The sequence below is a fragment of the Desulfosporosinus fructosivorans genome, assembly GCF_004766045.1.
Lineage (GTDB): Bacteria > Bacillota > Desulfitobacteriia > Desulfitobacteriales > Desulfitobacteriaceae > Desulfosporosinus > Desulfosporosinus fructosivorans.
On the sequence record NZ_SPQQ01000007.1, the window covers coordinates 191,681 to 207,687 of the forward strand.

The 16,007-nt window shown below is 45.4% G+C and carries 19 protein-coding genes; all 19 read left to right on the plus strand.

Annotation, left to right across the window (positions count from 1 at the left end; translation table 11 throughout):
- The first annotated feature begins 22 nt into the window (after window positions 1-22).
- The 19 genes from E4K67_RS19405 (at window position 23) to E4K67_RS19495 (ending at window position 15,998) form a co-directional block, all read left to right on the plus strand.
- Window positions 23-313, plus strand: coding sequence for a hypothetical protein (locus E4K67_RS19405; RefSeq protein ID WP_135549740.1), 291 nt, complete (start codon window positions 23-25; stop codon window positions 311-313).
- A 271-nt stretch (window positions 314-584) separates the two neighbouring features.
- Complete coding sequence (locus tag E4K67_RS19410; protein ID WP_135549742.1) at window positions 585-1,667, plus strand: lipid II:glycine glycyltransferase FemX; 1,083 nt, start codon at window positions 585-587, stop codon at window positions 1,665-1,667.
- A 4-nt stretch (window positions 1,668-1,671) separates the two neighbouring features.
- Window positions 1,672-2,871 (plus strand): alanine racemase, encoded by a 1,200-nt coding sequence (alr, locus tag E4K67_RS19415; RefSeq protein WP_135549744.1) that lies wholly within the window; start codon window positions 1,672-1,674, stop codon window positions 2,869-2,871.
- Window positions 2,872-2,901: 30 nt separating this feature from the next.
- Window positions 2,902-3,264, plus strand: a complete 363-nt coding sequence (locus E4K67_RS19420) for a response regulator (protein WP_135549746.1) — start codon at window positions 2,902-2,904, stop codon at window positions 3,262-3,264.
- Between the two features lie 109 nt (window positions 3,265-3,373).
- Window positions 3,374-4,060, plus strand: a complete 687-nt coding sequence (locus tag E4K67_RS19425; RefSeq protein WP_135549748.1) for a hypothetical protein — start codon at window positions 3,374-3,376, stop codon at window positions 4,058-4,060.
- Window positions 4,051-4,905, plus strand: a complete 855-nt coding sequence (locus tag E4K67_RS19430) for a class II fructose-1,6-bisphosphate aldolase (RefSeq protein WP_135549750.1) — start codon at window positions 4,051-4,053, stop codon at window positions 4,903-4,905. The genes E4K67_RS19425 and E4K67_RS19430 overlap by 10 nt, the downstream gene beginning before the upstream one ends.
- A gap of 41 nt (window positions 4,906-4,946) precedes the next feature.
- Window positions 4,947-5,585 (plus strand): fructose-6-phosphate aldolase, encoded by a 639-nt coding sequence (gene fsa / locus E4K67_RS19435; RefSeq protein WP_135549752.1) that lies wholly within the window; start codon window positions 4,947-4,949, stop codon window positions 5,583-5,585.
- Window positions 5,586-6,043: 458 nt separating this feature from the next.
- On the plus strand, window positions 6,044-7,015 hold the full coding sequence (gene glpX, locus E4K67_RS19440) for a class II fructose-bisphosphatase (RefSeq protein ID WP_135549754.1): 972 nt from the start codon (window positions 6,044-6,046) through the stop codon (window positions 7,013-7,015).
- Between the two features lie 90 nt (window positions 7,016-7,105).
- Entirely contained in the window at window positions 7,106-7,804 is a 699-nt protein-coding gene (locus E4K67_RS19445) for a M23 family metallopeptidase (RefSeq protein WP_243454544.1), read from the plus strand.
- Between the two features lie 143 nt (window positions 7,805-7,947).
- Complete coding sequence (gene rpmE / locus E4K67_RS19450) at window positions 7,948-8,145, plus strand: 50S ribosomal protein L31 (protein ID WP_135549941.1); 198 nt, start codon at window positions 7,948-7,950, stop codon at window positions 8,143-8,145.
- Window positions 8,146-8,332: 187 nt separating this feature from the next.
- Complete coding sequence (locus tag E4K67_RS19455) at window positions 8,333-9,214, plus strand: DUF1385 domain-containing protein (RefSeq protein ID WP_135549758.1); 882 nt, start codon at window positions 8,333-8,335, stop codon at window positions 9,212-9,214.
- A 17-nt stretch (window positions 9,215-9,231) separates the two neighbouring features.
- Window positions 9,232-10,302: a peptide chain release factor 1 gene (prfA, locus tag E4K67_RS19460; RefSeq protein ID WP_135549760.1), complete on the plus strand. Its 1,071-nt coding sequence runs from the start codon at window positions 9,232-9,234 to the stop codon at window positions 10,300-10,302.
- Window position 10,303: 1 nt separating this feature from the next.
- Window positions 10,304-11,149: a peptide chain release factor N(5)-glutamine methyltransferase gene (gene prmC, locus E4K67_RS19465; protein WP_135549761.1), complete on the plus strand. Its 846-nt coding sequence runs from the start codon at window positions 10,304-10,306 to the stop codon at window positions 11,147-11,149.
- A gap of 5 nt (window positions 11,150-11,154) precedes the next feature.
- Window positions 11,155-12,201: an L-threonylcarbamoyladenylate synthase gene (locus tag E4K67_RS19470; protein WP_135549763.1), complete on the plus strand. Its 1,047-nt coding sequence runs from the start codon at window positions 11,155-11,157 to the stop codon at window positions 12,199-12,201.
- Window positions 12,202-12,287: 86 nt separating this feature from the next.
- Window positions 12,288-12,872: a manganese efflux pump MntP gene (locus E4K67_RS19475; protein WP_135549765.1), complete on the plus strand. Its 585-nt coding sequence runs from the start codon at window positions 12,288-12,290 to the stop codon at window positions 12,870-12,872.
- An 18-nt stretch (window positions 12,873-12,890) separates the two neighbouring features.
- On the plus strand, window positions 12,891-13,328 hold the full coding sequence (locus tag E4K67_RS19480; RefSeq protein WP_135549943.1) for a low molecular weight protein arginine phosphatase: 438 nt from the start codon (window positions 12,891-12,893) through the stop codon (window positions 13,326-13,328).
- A gap of 260 nt (window positions 13,329-13,588) precedes the next feature.
- Window positions 13,589-14,038: a ribose 5-phosphate isomerase B gene (rpiB, locus tag E4K67_RS19485; protein ID WP_135549767.1), complete on the plus strand. Its 450-nt coding sequence runs from the start codon at window positions 13,589-13,591 to the stop codon at window positions 14,036-14,038.
- A gap of 77 nt (window positions 14,039-14,115) precedes the next feature.
- A complete protein-coding gene (locus E4K67_RS19490) occupies window positions 14,116-14,682 on the plus strand; it encodes a TIGR01440 family protein (protein WP_135549769.1) in 567 nt (188 codons plus the stop codon).
- Between the two features lie 59 nt (window positions 14,683-14,741).
- Window positions 14,742-15,998 carry a serine hydroxymethyltransferase gene (locus E4K67_RS19495; RefSeq protein ID WP_135549771.1) on the plus strand — a complete coding sequence of 419 codons (1,257 nt, stop codon included), beginning with the start codon at window positions 14,742-14,744 and terminating at the stop codon, window positions 15,996-15,998.
- The last annotated feature ends 9 nt before the right edge of the window (window positions 15,999-16,007 follow it).

A 16,007-nucleotide genomic window follows, 5' to 3' on the forward strand; every position in this document is an offset into this window, starting at 1 on the left:
AACTAACCCTGTAAGCTCTTAAATGGGGAGCGGGGTTCATCCTACGCCGACGGGTATTCCTTTTGGGATTGCGGCTTCGGCGATACTCTCCACCGGAGACTATCGTGCCAGACTCGCCATCCTTGGCTCGGTTGGCGGCAGCTCACATCCTTGTTCGCTGCCCCGTGTTTGGGGTCGCTTACACGGAAGTTTGCTATTCTGCTTTCGTAAAAGACGTCGTGCTTGTGTCACACTGCGTCCCGGGCTTGGACCGGAGAACGATGAGTGTCCGTGTAAGTTGGGGGACGGTTCTTGGGCTTGCATTCAGCGTTGAGAGTTCGTTTTGGGTGACGAGGGGTTTGGGAGACAGCACATTTCATGTGCGCCGTCTTGTCTTTGGGGTCGTTAGATAGAGCAGGCTATTCTGATTGCGTAATGACGCCGAGCTTCGAGCTACGGCGTTAGAGATAAGAGATTTTGAGCTAGGAGAGTTCTGCTAAACCTTAGATTAAGGGTCTAGCACGAACTCTTCCTGCATAATATCGAGTTGCTGATTTAGAGAAGCAAAACTTGGAAAGAATGGAAAGAGGAAGGGGACTGAACTAGTGGCCTATGTTGCAAGGTGGATCGATAAAAGTGAACATACACGTTATAATGCTTTTTTGGCCAAGGATCCCAAAGGACATGTGTTGCAGTCTTGGGAGTGGGGAGAGATAAAGAGCCGAACAGGATGGAAACCCTGGAGGTTGGTTATTGAAGAAAACAAAGAGATTGTAGCTGTAGCCTCTATTCTGGAACGTAAAATCCCAGTTGTGGGTATTCCTATTTTTTACGTCTCTCGAGGGCCGATCGTGGATTGGAACAATGTCGCGCTGTCAGACTTGGTGCTGGCGGAGATTCGTAAGTTAGCGAAAACCCGAGGAGCCATTTTCTTAAAAATAGACCCTGATGTGCCATCTTCAGAAAAGGAACTGGAACAATATTTGCGTTCTAGGGGATTCAGCTCTGCGGAGAGTGGCAAGGGCTTTGAAGGGGTTCAACCGAAGTACGTGTTTCGATTAGATATTTCTCCAAATGAGGAAACGTTACTCGCCAATATGCAGCAAAAAACGCGATATAACATTCGACTTGCTACGAAAAAAGGGGTTACTATACGGCAGGGAACGAGAGACGATTTACCAAAGTTTTATGAGGTTTTAAAAGAGACAACCGAGCGCGATAAATTTTTGGTGCGAGCCTATTCCTACTTTGAAGACCTTTATGATTCCTTGGTCCCAGTAGGTTTGGGGAAGTTATTTGTTGCTGAGTATGAAGGGGAAATCATCTCCGGGACTTTGGCCTTTGTAATAGGAGATAAAGCTTGGTATATCTATGGAGCTTCGTCAAATGCTCATCGAAATGTTATGCCCAATTACTTAATTCAGTGGGAAATGATACGTTGGGCAAAGTCGCTGGGCTGCACAATGTATGATTTCCGAGGGGTTCCAGGGCATTTGACGGAAGATAACCCACTATACGGGCTTTATCGTTTTAAGAAGGGGTTTAACGGAGAGTATACAGAATTTATCGGAGAATGGGACTTAGTGTATCGACCTGCAATTTATTTCCTCTGGAACCACTTGGAACCAATTTATTCAGATGTTATAAAGGGAATAATCGGTAAGTTACGGCGAACGCGGAGGAGATAACGCAATGGCTGGAACCTGGATTGAAGTTGACCTTGATGCGGTAGTAGAGAATTATCAGGAAATAGTAAAGCATCTGCGTTCTGAATCAAGGTGTATGGCAGTTGTGAAAGCAGATGCTTATGGCCTGGGGGCAGTTGAAGTTGCGCGTGCCTTAGCTCGAACTGGCTGTGAAGCGTTTGCAGTCACAAGAGTTGAAGAAGGGCTAATCTTACGTGAACATGGCATAGAGGGGCTTATTTTAGTACTGGGACCAACTACGAAGGAAGAATGGCCCCAAGCCATTGCAGCTCAGCTACAGTTAACGCTCTCTGAACTATCTTCGATTGTGGAGTTGAATGAGACTTGCTCAGATCTGGAATTAGAACATCCTACTCTAGCTCAAGTGCATCTTAAGATAGAGACTGGCATGGGGAGAACCGGATTTCGATTTTCCGAACTAGAAGAGCTTACTCTTGGCCTGAAAAAAGCCCCTCATCTTCAAGTTGCAGGGGTCTATACCCATTTCGCTCGTGCAGCCCTTAAGGATAAGGGTTATACATTAGGGCAATATGAACGGTTTACCTCCTGTATAGCCCGACTAGAAGAATTGGGAATTCATCCAACGTGGAAACATGTTTGCAATAGTGCAGCTTTTCTCGATTACCCCGAGTGGCATCATGACTTTGTGCGTATTGGGACCTTGCTGATCGGACATTATCCGGGGCAAGGATTCAGCGGAAAACTAAAGTTAAACGATCCATGGGTGGCTAAAAGTCGAGTTGTTCATTTGCGTAAAGTTCCTAAAGGGACTTATGTTGGTTATCAGGGTATCTATCGCACGAAGACTGACACTCAGCTTGCGGTGATCCCCGTCGGGTATGCGGACGGATTTGGCATAGCTCCACATTTCACTCCCCAAGGCTGGGTTGATTTTCTAAAGATTGTGATTAAAAACTTTGCGGCTTTATTTGGAGTTTTTATAGGAATAGAACAGGTTGAACTGAAGGGGAAGGCCGTTCGTGTTGCCGGAAAAATAGGAATGCAGTTAACTGTGATAGATGTGGGAATACTGAACTGCGCCCTAGGGGATGAGGTAGAAATTCCGTTGCGTCGGACTTTGGCAAATCCTCGAATTCCTAGAAGATATAGGCAAGATGGACAAATACTCTCGGAACGCGTTATGGAAGAAGGAGTTTTACCATTATACAAAGAATATTCCCTTTAATGACATAAAATTAGGGAAGGGATGTAAGAAGTGGGTAAAATTCTAGTCGTAGATGATCAATTTGGTGTACGTCGCCTGCTCTTTGAAACTTTCAAGGAAGATCACCATGAGGTCAAAATGGCGGCGAACGGAGCAGAAGCCCTTCAGTTACTTATTACCTTTGAGCCAGATCTCATATTGATGGATATGAAAATGCCTGGGATGAACGGCATAGAAGCATTAGGACAAATTCGTGCCTTAAATAACCAGGTGGATGTGATCATGATGACGGCCTATGGGGATACTCAGAATATGGAGCAAGCAAAAGAGCTCGGGATTCTCTATTACATGGGTAAGCCTTTTGATTTGTTTGAGCTGAGAGATCGGGTGAGGGAAATACTAAAAGGAGCATAGTCTTAAGCACAGGTTCTGACGACCTACAATGTATACTTTTTTTGTTGGCTTAAAGGCAGGAAAATCTTCTTGCATGACGAAGTATATGTTGTAGGAAGAGGTGGGAAATATGATTCTAACAACAAATACTACAATCGCTATTCAATGTTCCCAATGCGGGGAGCTAGAATTTCATGCCCTCTCTCTCTTTGCATTTTCTCGACGAGGTCGTAAGAATCTGCTTTGTGGTTGCGGCCTTCAGCTTATGTCCGTAACCAGCAGTAATCTTCAGCAGTTCAACATCACTTATGCTTGTGCTTACTGTGGGGACACCCATTATTTAAGATTAAACCGGCATGCCATATGGGGGCATGACGCTTTGCCGCTTAGCTGTCCCACAGTGGAAGCTTCTGTCGGATATATTGGGCCTAAGCAAAAAGTCACCCAGGCCTGTCATGAACGTGAAAAATCTATTGGGGAATTAGCTTTAGAGCTCGGTTATGAGGAAGATTTCGAAAATCCTGAAGTGATGCTAAGGGTTTTAGATTATCTCCATCGTTTAGCAAAGCAAGGAGATTTAGGGTGTGCTTGTGGCAACCATCAGCTATCCTTTGAGTTGTTGCCAGATCGCATTGAACTTTATTGTGAATGCTGTGAAGCAGTGGGAGTGATTTATGCGGATAGCTCGGATAACGTCCGGCAAATCGAAGGAATAAATTCAATGTATCTAGAAGAAAATAAAACATGGAACATCAATAATCCGCTGCGAGGCCAGCATCTTTCAAAGACAAACGAGGAGGAAAAAAAATGGCGTTAGTTTCGATGGTCGAGTTATTAGAAAAAGCACAAAAAGGACATTATGCGGTAGGGGCCTTTAACTGTAATAATATGGAAATTGTCCAAGCGATCGTGGCTGCTGCAGAAGCTGAGAATGCACCAGTTATTATTCAGGCCAGCCAAGGTGCCATAAAATATGCGGGAATCGAATTCATTGCAGGATTGACGAAATTGGCGGCTGAAAATGCAAGAGTGCCTATCGCCTTGCATCTGGACCATGGAACAAGTTTTGCTCAAGTTATGCAGTGCGCGCGAAACGGATTCTCATCTGTGATGATTGACGGATCTAAACACACGTTGGAAGATAATATTGCCTTGACTAACAAAGTCATCGAAGCAGTTCGTCCTCTTGGTATATCAGTAGAAGGCGAACTGGGTAAAATAGGTGGAACAGAAGATGACATTACTGTCAGCGACCGTGAGGCCTTGTTTACGGATCCTGCTGAAGCAGAACACTTTGTTCAAGCGACAAAGGTGGATGCGTTAGCAATTGCCATCGGGACAGCTCATGGTCAATATATTGGGATACCTAAGTTGGACTTTGAACGGTTAACGAAAATCCGAGAACGGATTTCGACTCCGATTGTTTTGCATGGGTCTTCAGGCGTGCCTGATGAGGCGCTACGTGAAGCGATTTCACGAGGTGTTTGTAAAATTAACATTGACACCAATATTCGTGAGGCGTTTGTGTGGGCTGCTCGTCAAGTACTTGAAGGGAATTCTAAAGAAATTGATCCACGTAAAATGTTAGGGCCAGCCAGGGAAGCCGCGACTGCAATAATTCGTGAGAAAATAAGAGTCTTTGGAAGTAACGGGAAGGCTTAATCTTGAGTTGAATGAGTTCACAACAGAAAGAAGGTAACTTCATGGAGTTTTTTTTAGACTCGGCAAATATCGATGAAATTAAACAAGCTTGGGATATGGGAGTGATTGCTGGTCTTACCACGAATCCTAGCTTAGTGGCTAAGGAAGGTAAGGACTTCCACGAACTTCTTAACACAATAACGGGGATCGTCGATGGACCTATAAGCGCAGAAGTTATTGCCCTTGATCATGAGGGAATGCTACGTGAAGCCAAGGTTTTAGCTGCAATCAATAAGAATATTGTGGTCAAGATTCCGATGACCGAAGCGGGCCTCAAGACTGTAAAAGCCTTAAATGCAGATAAAATCAAGACGAATGTAACCCTTGTGTTTACGTCGAACCAAGCGCTACTAGCAGCACGAGCGGGAGCCACCTATGTTAGCCCATTTCTGGGACGTTTAGATGACATCGGAGAAAATGGATTGAACTTGTTGCAAGATATGTGCGAGATTTTTCAAGTTCACGGTATTGAAACAAAAATTATTGCTGCAAGCATTCGAAATCCAGTGCATGTTACGGAAGCAGCCAAAATCGGAGCAGATTATGCAACGGTTCCATTTGAGGTATTGAGGCAGTTATTCCGTCACCCTTTGACTGATGCTGGGATAGAAAAGTTTTTAGCTGATTGGAAGAAGCTTTAGAAAGCCGTAGCGACAATATGGTATGCTTCATTGAATTTTTAAACAAACATACTTCAAGACGGAGTTTTACACTCCATTTTGAAGCTAAGGTTGAACTACCTCGAATATAGAACCTCGACTTTGGCATCAACTTATCTGCATAAACAGATGAGTTGATGCCAAGTTTTTGCTTATAGTCAGAAGCAGATCCAACTTCTAGAAAATTGGGATCATAATTCTGCACAATACTTGAATATCTTGGCTAATTATTGAAGGAAGATAGATTACTTCCGCTGAATCAAAGATTTAGAGAGTTCATTTACGGTTGAAAATGCTTTAAAAGTATGTCACAATAAAGTTATTATGATAAAAGTGATGACATAATAAGAAATACGTGCACTAGGTTGAGGTGTTTTTCCGCTAATAAGGTGGATGCGGTACTTAAATAAATCTAAATAATGCTTTAGGAGGAATGAGAAATGGAAAGAGAACTTACGATGGAATTTGCCAGAGTGACAGAGGCCGCTGCTCTAGCTTCTGCACGTTGGGTAGGGCTAGGGGATAAGATAGCCGCAGATAATGCTGCCGTTGAAGCAATGCGAGCAGTTTTTAACACAATTCACATGGATGGTACAGTGGTGATCGGAGAAGGGGAAATGGATGAGGCGCCGATGCTCTACATTGGGGAAAGTGTCGGAAATGGCGAAAGTCCGGAATTAGATGTTGCTGTTGACCCGCTAGAGGGAACAACAGCTTGTGCTAAAGGATTGCCAGGGGCAATTGCTGTTGTAGCCATTGCTCAGAGGGGCTGCTTACTTCATGCTCCAGATATGTACATGGATAAGATTGCAGCAGGTCCTGCTGCTGTTGGGAAGATAAGTTTAGATGCCACTGTACTCGAAAACGTCACAAATGTGGCTAAAGCGTTAGGGAAAAATATTAAAGATATTACAGTCGTCATTTTGGATCGCCCACGTCATCAGAAACTAATTCAAGATGTACGTGCTTGCGGAGCGCGGGTTCGACTTATTTCAGATGGGGATGTTTCTCCAGCTGTGGCCTGTGCGTTTGAAGATTCAGGAGTTGATATGATGATGGGAGTTGGCGGAGCACCAGAAGGTGTTCTAGCTGCAGCTGCCCTTCGTTGCATGGGAGGAGAAATGCAAGGCCGCCTTTGGCCGGAAAATGAGGAAGACGTCGCTCGAGCTAAAGCCTTAGGAGTTGAGGATGTTCAAAAGTTATTAACAATGGATGACCTGGTAAGTACGGATGACGTCTTTTTTGCAGCTACTGGGATTACAGAAGGCCCCTTGTTGCGTGCTGTAACCTATACCTCCAAAGGGGCTTTAACGCACACCGTTGTCATGCGAGGAAAAACAGGGACGGTTCGCTTTATTGAAGCACGTCATCGCTTTGACAAAAAGCCAGATTATGCAATGAAGGGCTGTTGATACCCTACCCTCGTTTGAATTACCCGAAGTTTGGCTAAAATAGTTATGTATACCATTTTAGCCATTGATAACTTTGAGGTGGATTCTTTAGTGCATTGTTCCAATAGTGGGCGGAAGCGGCGCGCTAGGATAGTCTCCGTAAGCGTCGCTTTACTTATTGGTCTAGGTATTTCCTTAGTCTCGGTTTTTCCAGCATACTCACAAGTTGAAACACCAGTAATTTGTTATTCCGTAGTTACCTTAGGATCTGGAGCGGATTTACGAGATCTTGCAACCCATTACAATACGACGGTTGCTGAGATTAAAAAATTGAATTCTACAACTCCCCTGCAACCGGGAATGACTTTAACTATCCAAGAAAACACCATGAGAGCAAGTCGAGAGATTTCACGGGGCAATGTAACGTCCTGGAATTGGCCAGTTATCGGGGTAACCTCATCAGCTTACGGTCGGCGTAATGGGGAATTTCATCATGGGTTGGACATTGCCATTTCAAGTGGTAGTCTAATTCGAGCAACGCGAGCGGGGAAAGTCACTAAGACAGGTTGGGTCGGGGTATATGGTCTGACGGTTATGTTGGATCATGGGGATGGAGTGCAAACGCTCTACGCCCACAACAGCAAAATTCTGGTCAATGTCGGAGACTTTGTCAGCGGTGGAGAAGGAATTTCTATTTCAGGAAACACTGGAAATTCGACAGGCCCTCACCTTCATTTCGAAATTCGGCATAATGGAAAAACAGTGGATCCGGAGCTCTATTTGAGAAAAACAAAAATTGTTAGTCTATAGGGCTTAAAATAAGCCCATGTTAGAAAATAGTATCTTGACCAGTTAACGTTACTTGTGCTAAACTAGTATAGTTGACTGGAATTGTGTCATTATCAGGTGTGATATATTGCACCTTTATCAAAAATGGGAAAGAAGGTGAAGACATGAAAGAAAAAATTCACCCGAAATACGAACAAACCACGGTGACATGTGCTTGCGGAGAAATCATTCCAACTGGAAGCACACGTAAAGACATCAAAGTGGAAATTTGTTCGAAATGCCATCCCTTCTATACCGGGGTACAGCGGTTTGTCGATGTCGGCGGACGGGTTGATCGGTTTAAAAAGAAATACGGGATGTAAACAACGGCCTGCGGTCGTTGCTGGTGGAGAAGCAGAGCGCAAGCTCTGCTTTTTGCGTAAATGTTCGTAGCGAAGAAAGATATTCAACTTTCGAGTCTGAGCATGCGCGTATTACGCCTCGATATTTAGCTCATTGAGTCTCGAACATCGCGCATCGAGCCTCGATATAATAGAGGAGGGCGAAGGAATGGGTAAACCAGTCCAATATGGCGGGCAAGCGGTCATAGAAGGGGTTATGATGCGTGGACCACTGGAGAGTGCTATTGCGGTAAGGTTACCAAATGGTGAGATCGAGGTCTCGCACGTCCTGCTCAATACATGGGCAAAAAAGCCTATTTTCAAGGTGCCGTTGGTACGAGGGTTCGTTGCCCTTGTGGATTCATTGATTGTTGGAACTCGTGCCTTAACTTTTTCGGCCAATCGTTCAATAGGAGAGGAAGAGGGCGGAGACGATCTTGGATTCTGGGAAATGGCTCTGACCATAGGACTTGCCTTTGGTCTAGGTCTTTTGCTATTCGTAGGATTGCCGACGGGAGCGGCTCACTTGCTTCAAGGACAGGTGACTGGAGTTGTGTGGCAGAATTTATTGGAAGGGGCAATAAGGCTTGTTGTCTTTTTTCTGTACATTGTGATCATTTCCCGACTCAAAGATATTCAACGGGTTTTTCAGTATCATGGTGCAGAGCATAAAGCGATTTTCAACTACGAATCTGGAGAAGAATTAACAGTAGAGAATGCACGCTTATTCCCTAGGTTACACCCGCGCTGCGGGACCAGTTTCCTCCTGATTGTGGTGGTTGTAAGTATCTTTGTGTTCGCTTTTGTGGGCCTAGAGCCCTTGTGGTGGAGGTTGCTTTCCCGAATGATACTTATGCCTTTTGTGGCAGGGATCGCTTATGAAATCCTTAAATTCTCTTCGCGAAATTTGGAGTCTCCTTGGCTCCGCTGGTTAATTGTACCAGGTTTGTTATTACAAAAATTCACCACACGGGAACCTGACGATGCCCAACTTGAGGTCGCCTTAGCTGCCTTGAAAGGCGTTTTAGAAACGGGTCAAGAACTTACGTAAATTTTGGGGTGTGAAAGATGTTAGAAAAACTTTATGAGATTGAACGGAAATATGACGAATTTACAGAGCTCCTTAGTGACCCTGAAATAATTTCCAATCAGAACGAGTGGCAAAAGTATGCTAAAGCTCAGGCCGGCATGACTAATCTTGTCACGACATTTAGAGAATATCAGGAAGTCCTTCGTGAACTTGAGGAAACAGAAAACTTACTCACGGAAAAACTTGACTCTGAAATGCAGGAAATGGCTGAGCAGGAGCGAGATAAATTGCGGAGCGTTTCTCAGGAACTAGAAGAGAAGATTCAGGTCTTTCTCTTGCCTAAGGATCCATTGGACGAGAAAAATGTTATTATGGAAATACGGGCTGGAGCAGGCGGCGACGAAGCTGCCTTATTTGCCGGAGACCTTTATAAAATGTATACCCGCTACGCCGAAGGGCGTGGCTGGAAGGCTGAACTCCTTAGTGTGAGCTACTCGGATCAGGGCGGGTACAAGGAAATTATTTTCCTAATTGAAGGGCATGGGGCCTATAGCAAATTGAAATTTGAAAGTGGTGTGCACCGGGTTCAGAGGATTCCGGCAACAGAGTCGGCAGGAAGGATTCATACGTCAACAGCCACGGTGGCTGTTCTTCCCGAGGCAGAGGAAGTGGAAGTATCGATTAGTCCGAATGACTTGCGCATTGATGTTTTTTGTTCGAGCGGACCTGGCGGACAGTGCGTGAATACCACTCAATCTGCAGTGCGCATAACCCACCTACCCACGGGAATTATAGCATCTTGCCAGGATGAAAAATCTCAGCTTAAGAACAAAGAAAAAGCCTTGCGGGTATTGCGTGCACGTATTCTAGAGAAAGCACAAGATGAAGCAAGTGGAGAACAGGCATCTGAGCGCCGAAGTCAGGTGGGCACAGGAGACCGGAGTGAACGGATTAGAACGTTTAACTTCCCTCAAGGACGGGTTACAGACCATCGCATTGGGTTAACGTTGCATCGTCTGGAGTCGATCCTTACAGGAGATTTAGAAGAAATTATTCAAGCTTTGAATTCGTCAGATCAGGCTGAGCGGCTGAAGGCGGAGATAGAATAAAGTGAATGTTCTAGAGGGAATGCATTGGGGTGAAGCGAGGCTCTTGGAAAAAGGGATCGACAACGCCCGTTTTGATGCAGATTTATTATTAGCTCGAGTTTTACACGTATCTCGTGACCGTCTCTATCTTGATTGTGACCTCAATCTATCTGAGCAAGAGGAGGCAAACTATCGGGAGAGTATTCTTCGTCGAGCAGATCACGAGCCACTTCAATATATTTTAAAGCGTCAGGAGTTCATGGGACTTGCCTTCTACGTTGATCAGCGGGTGCTTATCCCACGTGCGGACAGCGAGCTTTTAATAGAGAAGTGGCTTGAACTTGTAATGGCGGAAGAAGAACAAGGGCAGGATCGATTAATTAAGGCTGTAGATCTTTGTACGGGAAGTGGGGCTCTCGCAATTTCGATGGCGCATTATTACCCGAAGGCGCAAGTGTTCGGAACTGATCTTTCGCAAGATGCTTTAGATGTTGCGCGGGAGAATGCTGTGCGTTTAGGCGTCTCGGTTCAGTGGCGCCATGGGGACTTTGTGAAGCCTATCCAGGGTGAACGCTGGGACTATATCGTCACGAACCCACCCTATGTTACGGTGCAGGAATATGGTCAGTGCGCTTTGGAAATTTTCAGGGAACCCTCTATGGCGTTTTTAGGGGGACAAGACGGTCTGGACTTTTACCGAAGTCTCTCAGAAGAGACTCGGTCCTTATTAAACCCCCAGGGAAAACTCCTTATGGAAATAGGGTGGAATCAGGCGGACGCAGTTTGTGAGCTTTTCCGGATGAAGGGTTTTGAAACACAGGTTTTTCCAGACTTAGCGGGGCGGGACCGAGTGATCATAGCGAGGTGAGCAAGATGCAGACAAAACGAAGTTATATTGATGGAAGACATCCAGAGGCTGAACTGTTAAAAGAGGCTGCAGAGTTGCTGAGAGCAGGAGAATTGGTAGCCTTTCCTACGGAAACAGTCTATGGCTTAGGGGCTAATGCCCTAGATGCTTCAGCTTGTGTTAAGATCTTTGAAGCGAAAGGGCGACCTCAGGATAATCCTTTAATTGTTCATGTTTGCAATCGCGCTATGGCAGATAACTTGGTTGCAAACTGGACGCCAGAAGCAGAACTATGTGTACAACATTTCTGGCCAGGCCCGTTGACCCTGGTTATGCCTAAGACGTCCAAGGTTCCGGAGGTTGTTACTGCAGGACTGGACAACGTAGCGATTCGTATGCCCAGTCATCCGGTTGCCCTCCGTCTTATCGAGGAAACAGGATTGCCTATTGCTGCTCCAAGTGCTAACCTCTCAGGGAAACCTAGTCCGACAAGTGGCAGTCATGTATGGCGTGATATGAAAGGTAAAATTCCGTTGATCCTTGATGCCGGGGCTTGTTTGGTCGGAGTGGAATCAACCGTACTCGATGTGAGCGGGGGGATTCCCACCATCCTTCGACCAGGTGGAATATCTAGAGAACAGTTGGAGGCGGTACTTGGCGAGGTGCGGGTGGATACCCCATCGGAGACCCAGGCTCCCAAAGCCCCTGGCATGAAATATAGGCACTATGCTCCTCGAGGAGAGATGATCCTGATGATTGGCTCTTCCGAGCGTATCATACAGCGCATGGGACATGAAATTCAAAAAGGACATGCACGCCTGAAAAAGGTCGGAGTTCTTTGCTCACTGGAGAGCGCACCTTTTTTACATAACCAGCTTCCAGAACTCTTATTTGTTCTGGGGTCTAAAAATCGACCAGAAGAAGTGGCGAGTAACTTGTTTGAAGGATTACGACTGTGTGATGAACGAGGTATAGATTTGATATTGGCTGAGGGGGTCGAAGAGGGAGGCTTAGGGACCGCTATTATGAATCGATTACAGAAAGCGGCTGGTAAGCGGGTTCTATACATGTAGAAAACAATGCATTCTGGTATTAGTGTTCAATCCGTCTAATATACCGTTTCCTGCGCATATACATAGTGGGAACGGAGGGAAGAATATTGAATTTAGCATGGGTTGTGGCAGTTGCAATTGCCCTAGGAGCAGATGCATTCTCGTTGTCTTTAGCAATCGGTTTGGCTGGTATCAGGAAAAGCATGGTTCTGCGCTTGTCGTTGGTTGTGGCCGTCTTTCACGTGATCATGCCGCTTAGTGGAATGATTTTGGGTCAAGCATCAGGATCGATTCTCGGTCATTATGCCAGTGGAATAGGAGCCTTAGTTCTCATCGGGTTGGGGGGGAGAATGCTTTACAAGGTTTATCGACCAACCATTGAGCGTTACCCTCTTGGGGAAGCGAGAAAGGCTCTTTTTCAGAGTAACTTATCAACTAACACTTCTCTCAGTGGATTCGGTATCTGTGTGTTAGCGGCCAGTGTGAGTTTAGATGCCTTAAGTGTAGGCTTTTCACTGGGAACGATCAGAGCAGATCTCCTCATATCGGTTTTAATCATAGGTGTGATTGCTGGACTAATGACTGGAATAGGTTTAGTTTTAGGACGTGTAATGGGAACTCGGTTAGGAGATAAGGCTGAAATGCTTGGAGGCTTGGCATTATTGCTGATCGGTGTTAAATTGCTTTTTTAAGGAATAGAGGTGGGAATGATGGGCTTAAAACTTCTGTTTATTTGCACAGGAAATACATGTCGAAGTCCAATGGCTGAGGGATTGGCCAGGAAAATCTTCGGTGACTCAGTTCAAGTTGGTTCTGCAGGAATGGCAGCATACGGTGGAGAAAGCGCCAATACCCATGCACTTGAAGTTCTTAAAGAGCAAAATATTGATCTATCAAGACATTTTAGTAGAAGGATTAGCGCTGAGTTAATGGCCGATGCGGATTGGATTATCCCGATGACCCAAGCCCAAGAAGAAGCCTTGAAGCGTCTCTTTCCAGAATATGCTGAAAAAGTACGGTATTTAGGTGATTGGGGGGAGCAAAAAAGGGAAGTTGTTGATCCCTGGGGTGGCTCTCTCGAAATTTATCGTCAGACAGCTCAGGAGATTGGTAATTTGTTAAGCGCAATAAAGAGTTATCTGGCTTAATGGCAGAAATCGGAGGTAGTCGCCGGAGATCAGAAAGAACAGGTGCTTATGCTCTGAGTCAGGTAAGAGTACAATGCATTTGCGCTGATTTCTATGTGAGCTAAGTCCCCTTAGCTTGCCAGATACCTAAGAGATAAGTATAAGATAGACGAAAGTTGTCTACACTAGCGGCGTAAAACGTCGCTTTATTTTGTGTTTTGGCAGGGATTATGTATCTATATGTAGAATAAAATGTTTATAGATTAGATGGAGGAATGAACATGAGAGTTGCGTTGGGATCCGATCACGGTGGTTATGAACTCAAGGAAGCTATTCTTAAGCATTTAAAAACACAGGGATTAGAAGTCCAAGATTTGGGGACCCATTCAAACGATTCCGTGGATTATCCCAAGTATGGTTTTTCTGTAGGAAGTGCAATTATCAAGGGAGAGGCTGACTTGGGAATTGTAATCTGTGGAACTGGGCAGGGGATTTCCATGGCCGCAAATAAAGTCCCAGGAATTCGTTCAGCGGTCTGTTCAGAGACGTTTTCTGCTCGGATGTCCAGAGAGCATAATAATGCCAATGTTTTAGCCCTAGGTGCTCGGGTAATCGGCGTCGGTCTTGCCCTCGAGATAGTCGATGTCTTTTTGAAAGCAGAGTTTTCAGGAGGAAGGCACGCCCTCCGATTAAAGTTGATTTCTGACATTGAATGCGGTGAGAAGGTCTGAGTGAACTCGTTCAACTAAGTTGAACATTTAAAACTTCGGTTGAATCAATTGTCACTGAGAGGAGGAATACCTTTCTTATGGATAAAAACGTTGTAGATAAATTGCAAGTGATGGCCAAGGTTTGGGAAGATGTACTCGATGCCTTTTTCCTAAAAGCAAATTTAAAACAAGGACAGATCCTTGTTTTAGGGTGTAGCACAAGTGAAGTTATCGGTCATCGGATCGGGCAGGGGAGCAGTTTGGAAGTTGCCGAGATGTTGCTCCCACCTTTGTTGGAACGGGTTCACCAACAAGGAATCTTTCTGGCAGTTCAGGGGTGTGAACATATTAATCGGGCCTTAGTTGTGGAAGAAGCGTGTGTAGATCACCATGGATTAGGACTAGAAGTGGTTACGGTACTTCCGGGATTGCATGCTGGAGGTGCAATGACAGTACAAGCCTGGAAGAAGTTTTCTTCTCCGCTTATGATAGAGCGGATACAAGGGCATGCTGGCATTGATATCGGCGACACTTTTATTGGCATGCACCTTCGCCCCGTAGCAATACCCATCCGCATCCATGTGAAGGAATTGGGAGAAGCCCACTTAACCCTAGCCCACACCCGTCCCCGCCTCATAGGAGGCCCAAGGGCTGTGTACCCCTAGGAATCTTCAACTCGAAAATTCCTCTCATCCGCGAAATTAATTTTTAGGAGTGAAACGCATTGGATTATATTAATCAATGGGTGAAATCCCAAGACCCAGAAGTCGCGCAAGCCATTCAGCAAGAAGAGAACCGTCAGAGAAATACAATAGAGTTAATTGCCTCGGAGAACTTCGTCAGTCGGGCAGTGATGGCAACCCAAGGATCTGTTTTAACGAACAAATATGCCGAAGGGTATCCAGGAAAACGCTATTATGGCGGGTGCGAATTTGTTGATGTAGTCGAAAATCTGGCGCGGGAACGTATTAAGAGAATCTTTGGCGCAGAGCATGCTAATGTGCAGCCTCATTCTGGGTCTCAAGCCAATATGGCAGTTTATTTTGCATTTTTAAAACCCGGAGACACAGTACTCGGAATGAATCTATCCCACGGAGGACACTTGACACATGGGAGCCCGGTGAATATCTCTGGGGTTTATTTTAACTTTGTTCCTTACGGAGTTGATAATAAAACGGAACGTATTGACTATGATCAGGTTCGACAGTTAGCTCTAGAGCACCATCCAAAGATGATTGTTGCTGGGGCAAGTGCCTATCCGCGGGTCATTGACTTTATCAAAATGCGTGAAATAGCAGATGAAGTAGGCGCCTTCTTTATGGTGGATATGGCACACTTCGCCGGACTCGTGGCCGCAGGATTACACCCATCGCCTGTTCCACATGCGCACTTTGTGACCTCCACTACCCATAAAACATTAAGAGGGCCGCGTGGTGGGTTGATTCTCTGTAAAGCGGAGCATGCTCAAGCAATCGATAAGGCCATTTTTCCTGGAATTCAGGGGGGGCCACTGATGCATGTCATTGCAGCTAAAGCGGTTGCCTTTGGTGAAGCTCTTCAGCCAGACTTTAAGATTTATCAAACCAATATTGTGGAAAATGCCAAAGCCTTGGCCCAAGCACTGACAGATCGAGGATTCCGACTTGTCTCAGGAGGAACGGATAATCATCTTATGCTTGTGGATGTTCGGACCAAGGACCTAACAGGTAAAGAAGCGGAAAACATCCTTCACGAAGTAGGGATTACAGTCAACAAAAACACAATTCCATTTGATACGGCAAGTCCTTTTATCACAAGCGGAATTCGCATCGGCACGCCAGCAGTTACATCGCGTGGCATGAATCCAGAAGCGATGAAGAGAATTGCAGAGGCAATGGACTACGCCTTGACCTCACACCATGAACCTGATAAACTGGCAAAAGCGCGGGAAATTGTCAGCTCACTGTGCGCTGAGTTTCCCTTATATTCAAATTTAGATTAGGAGTTGAGA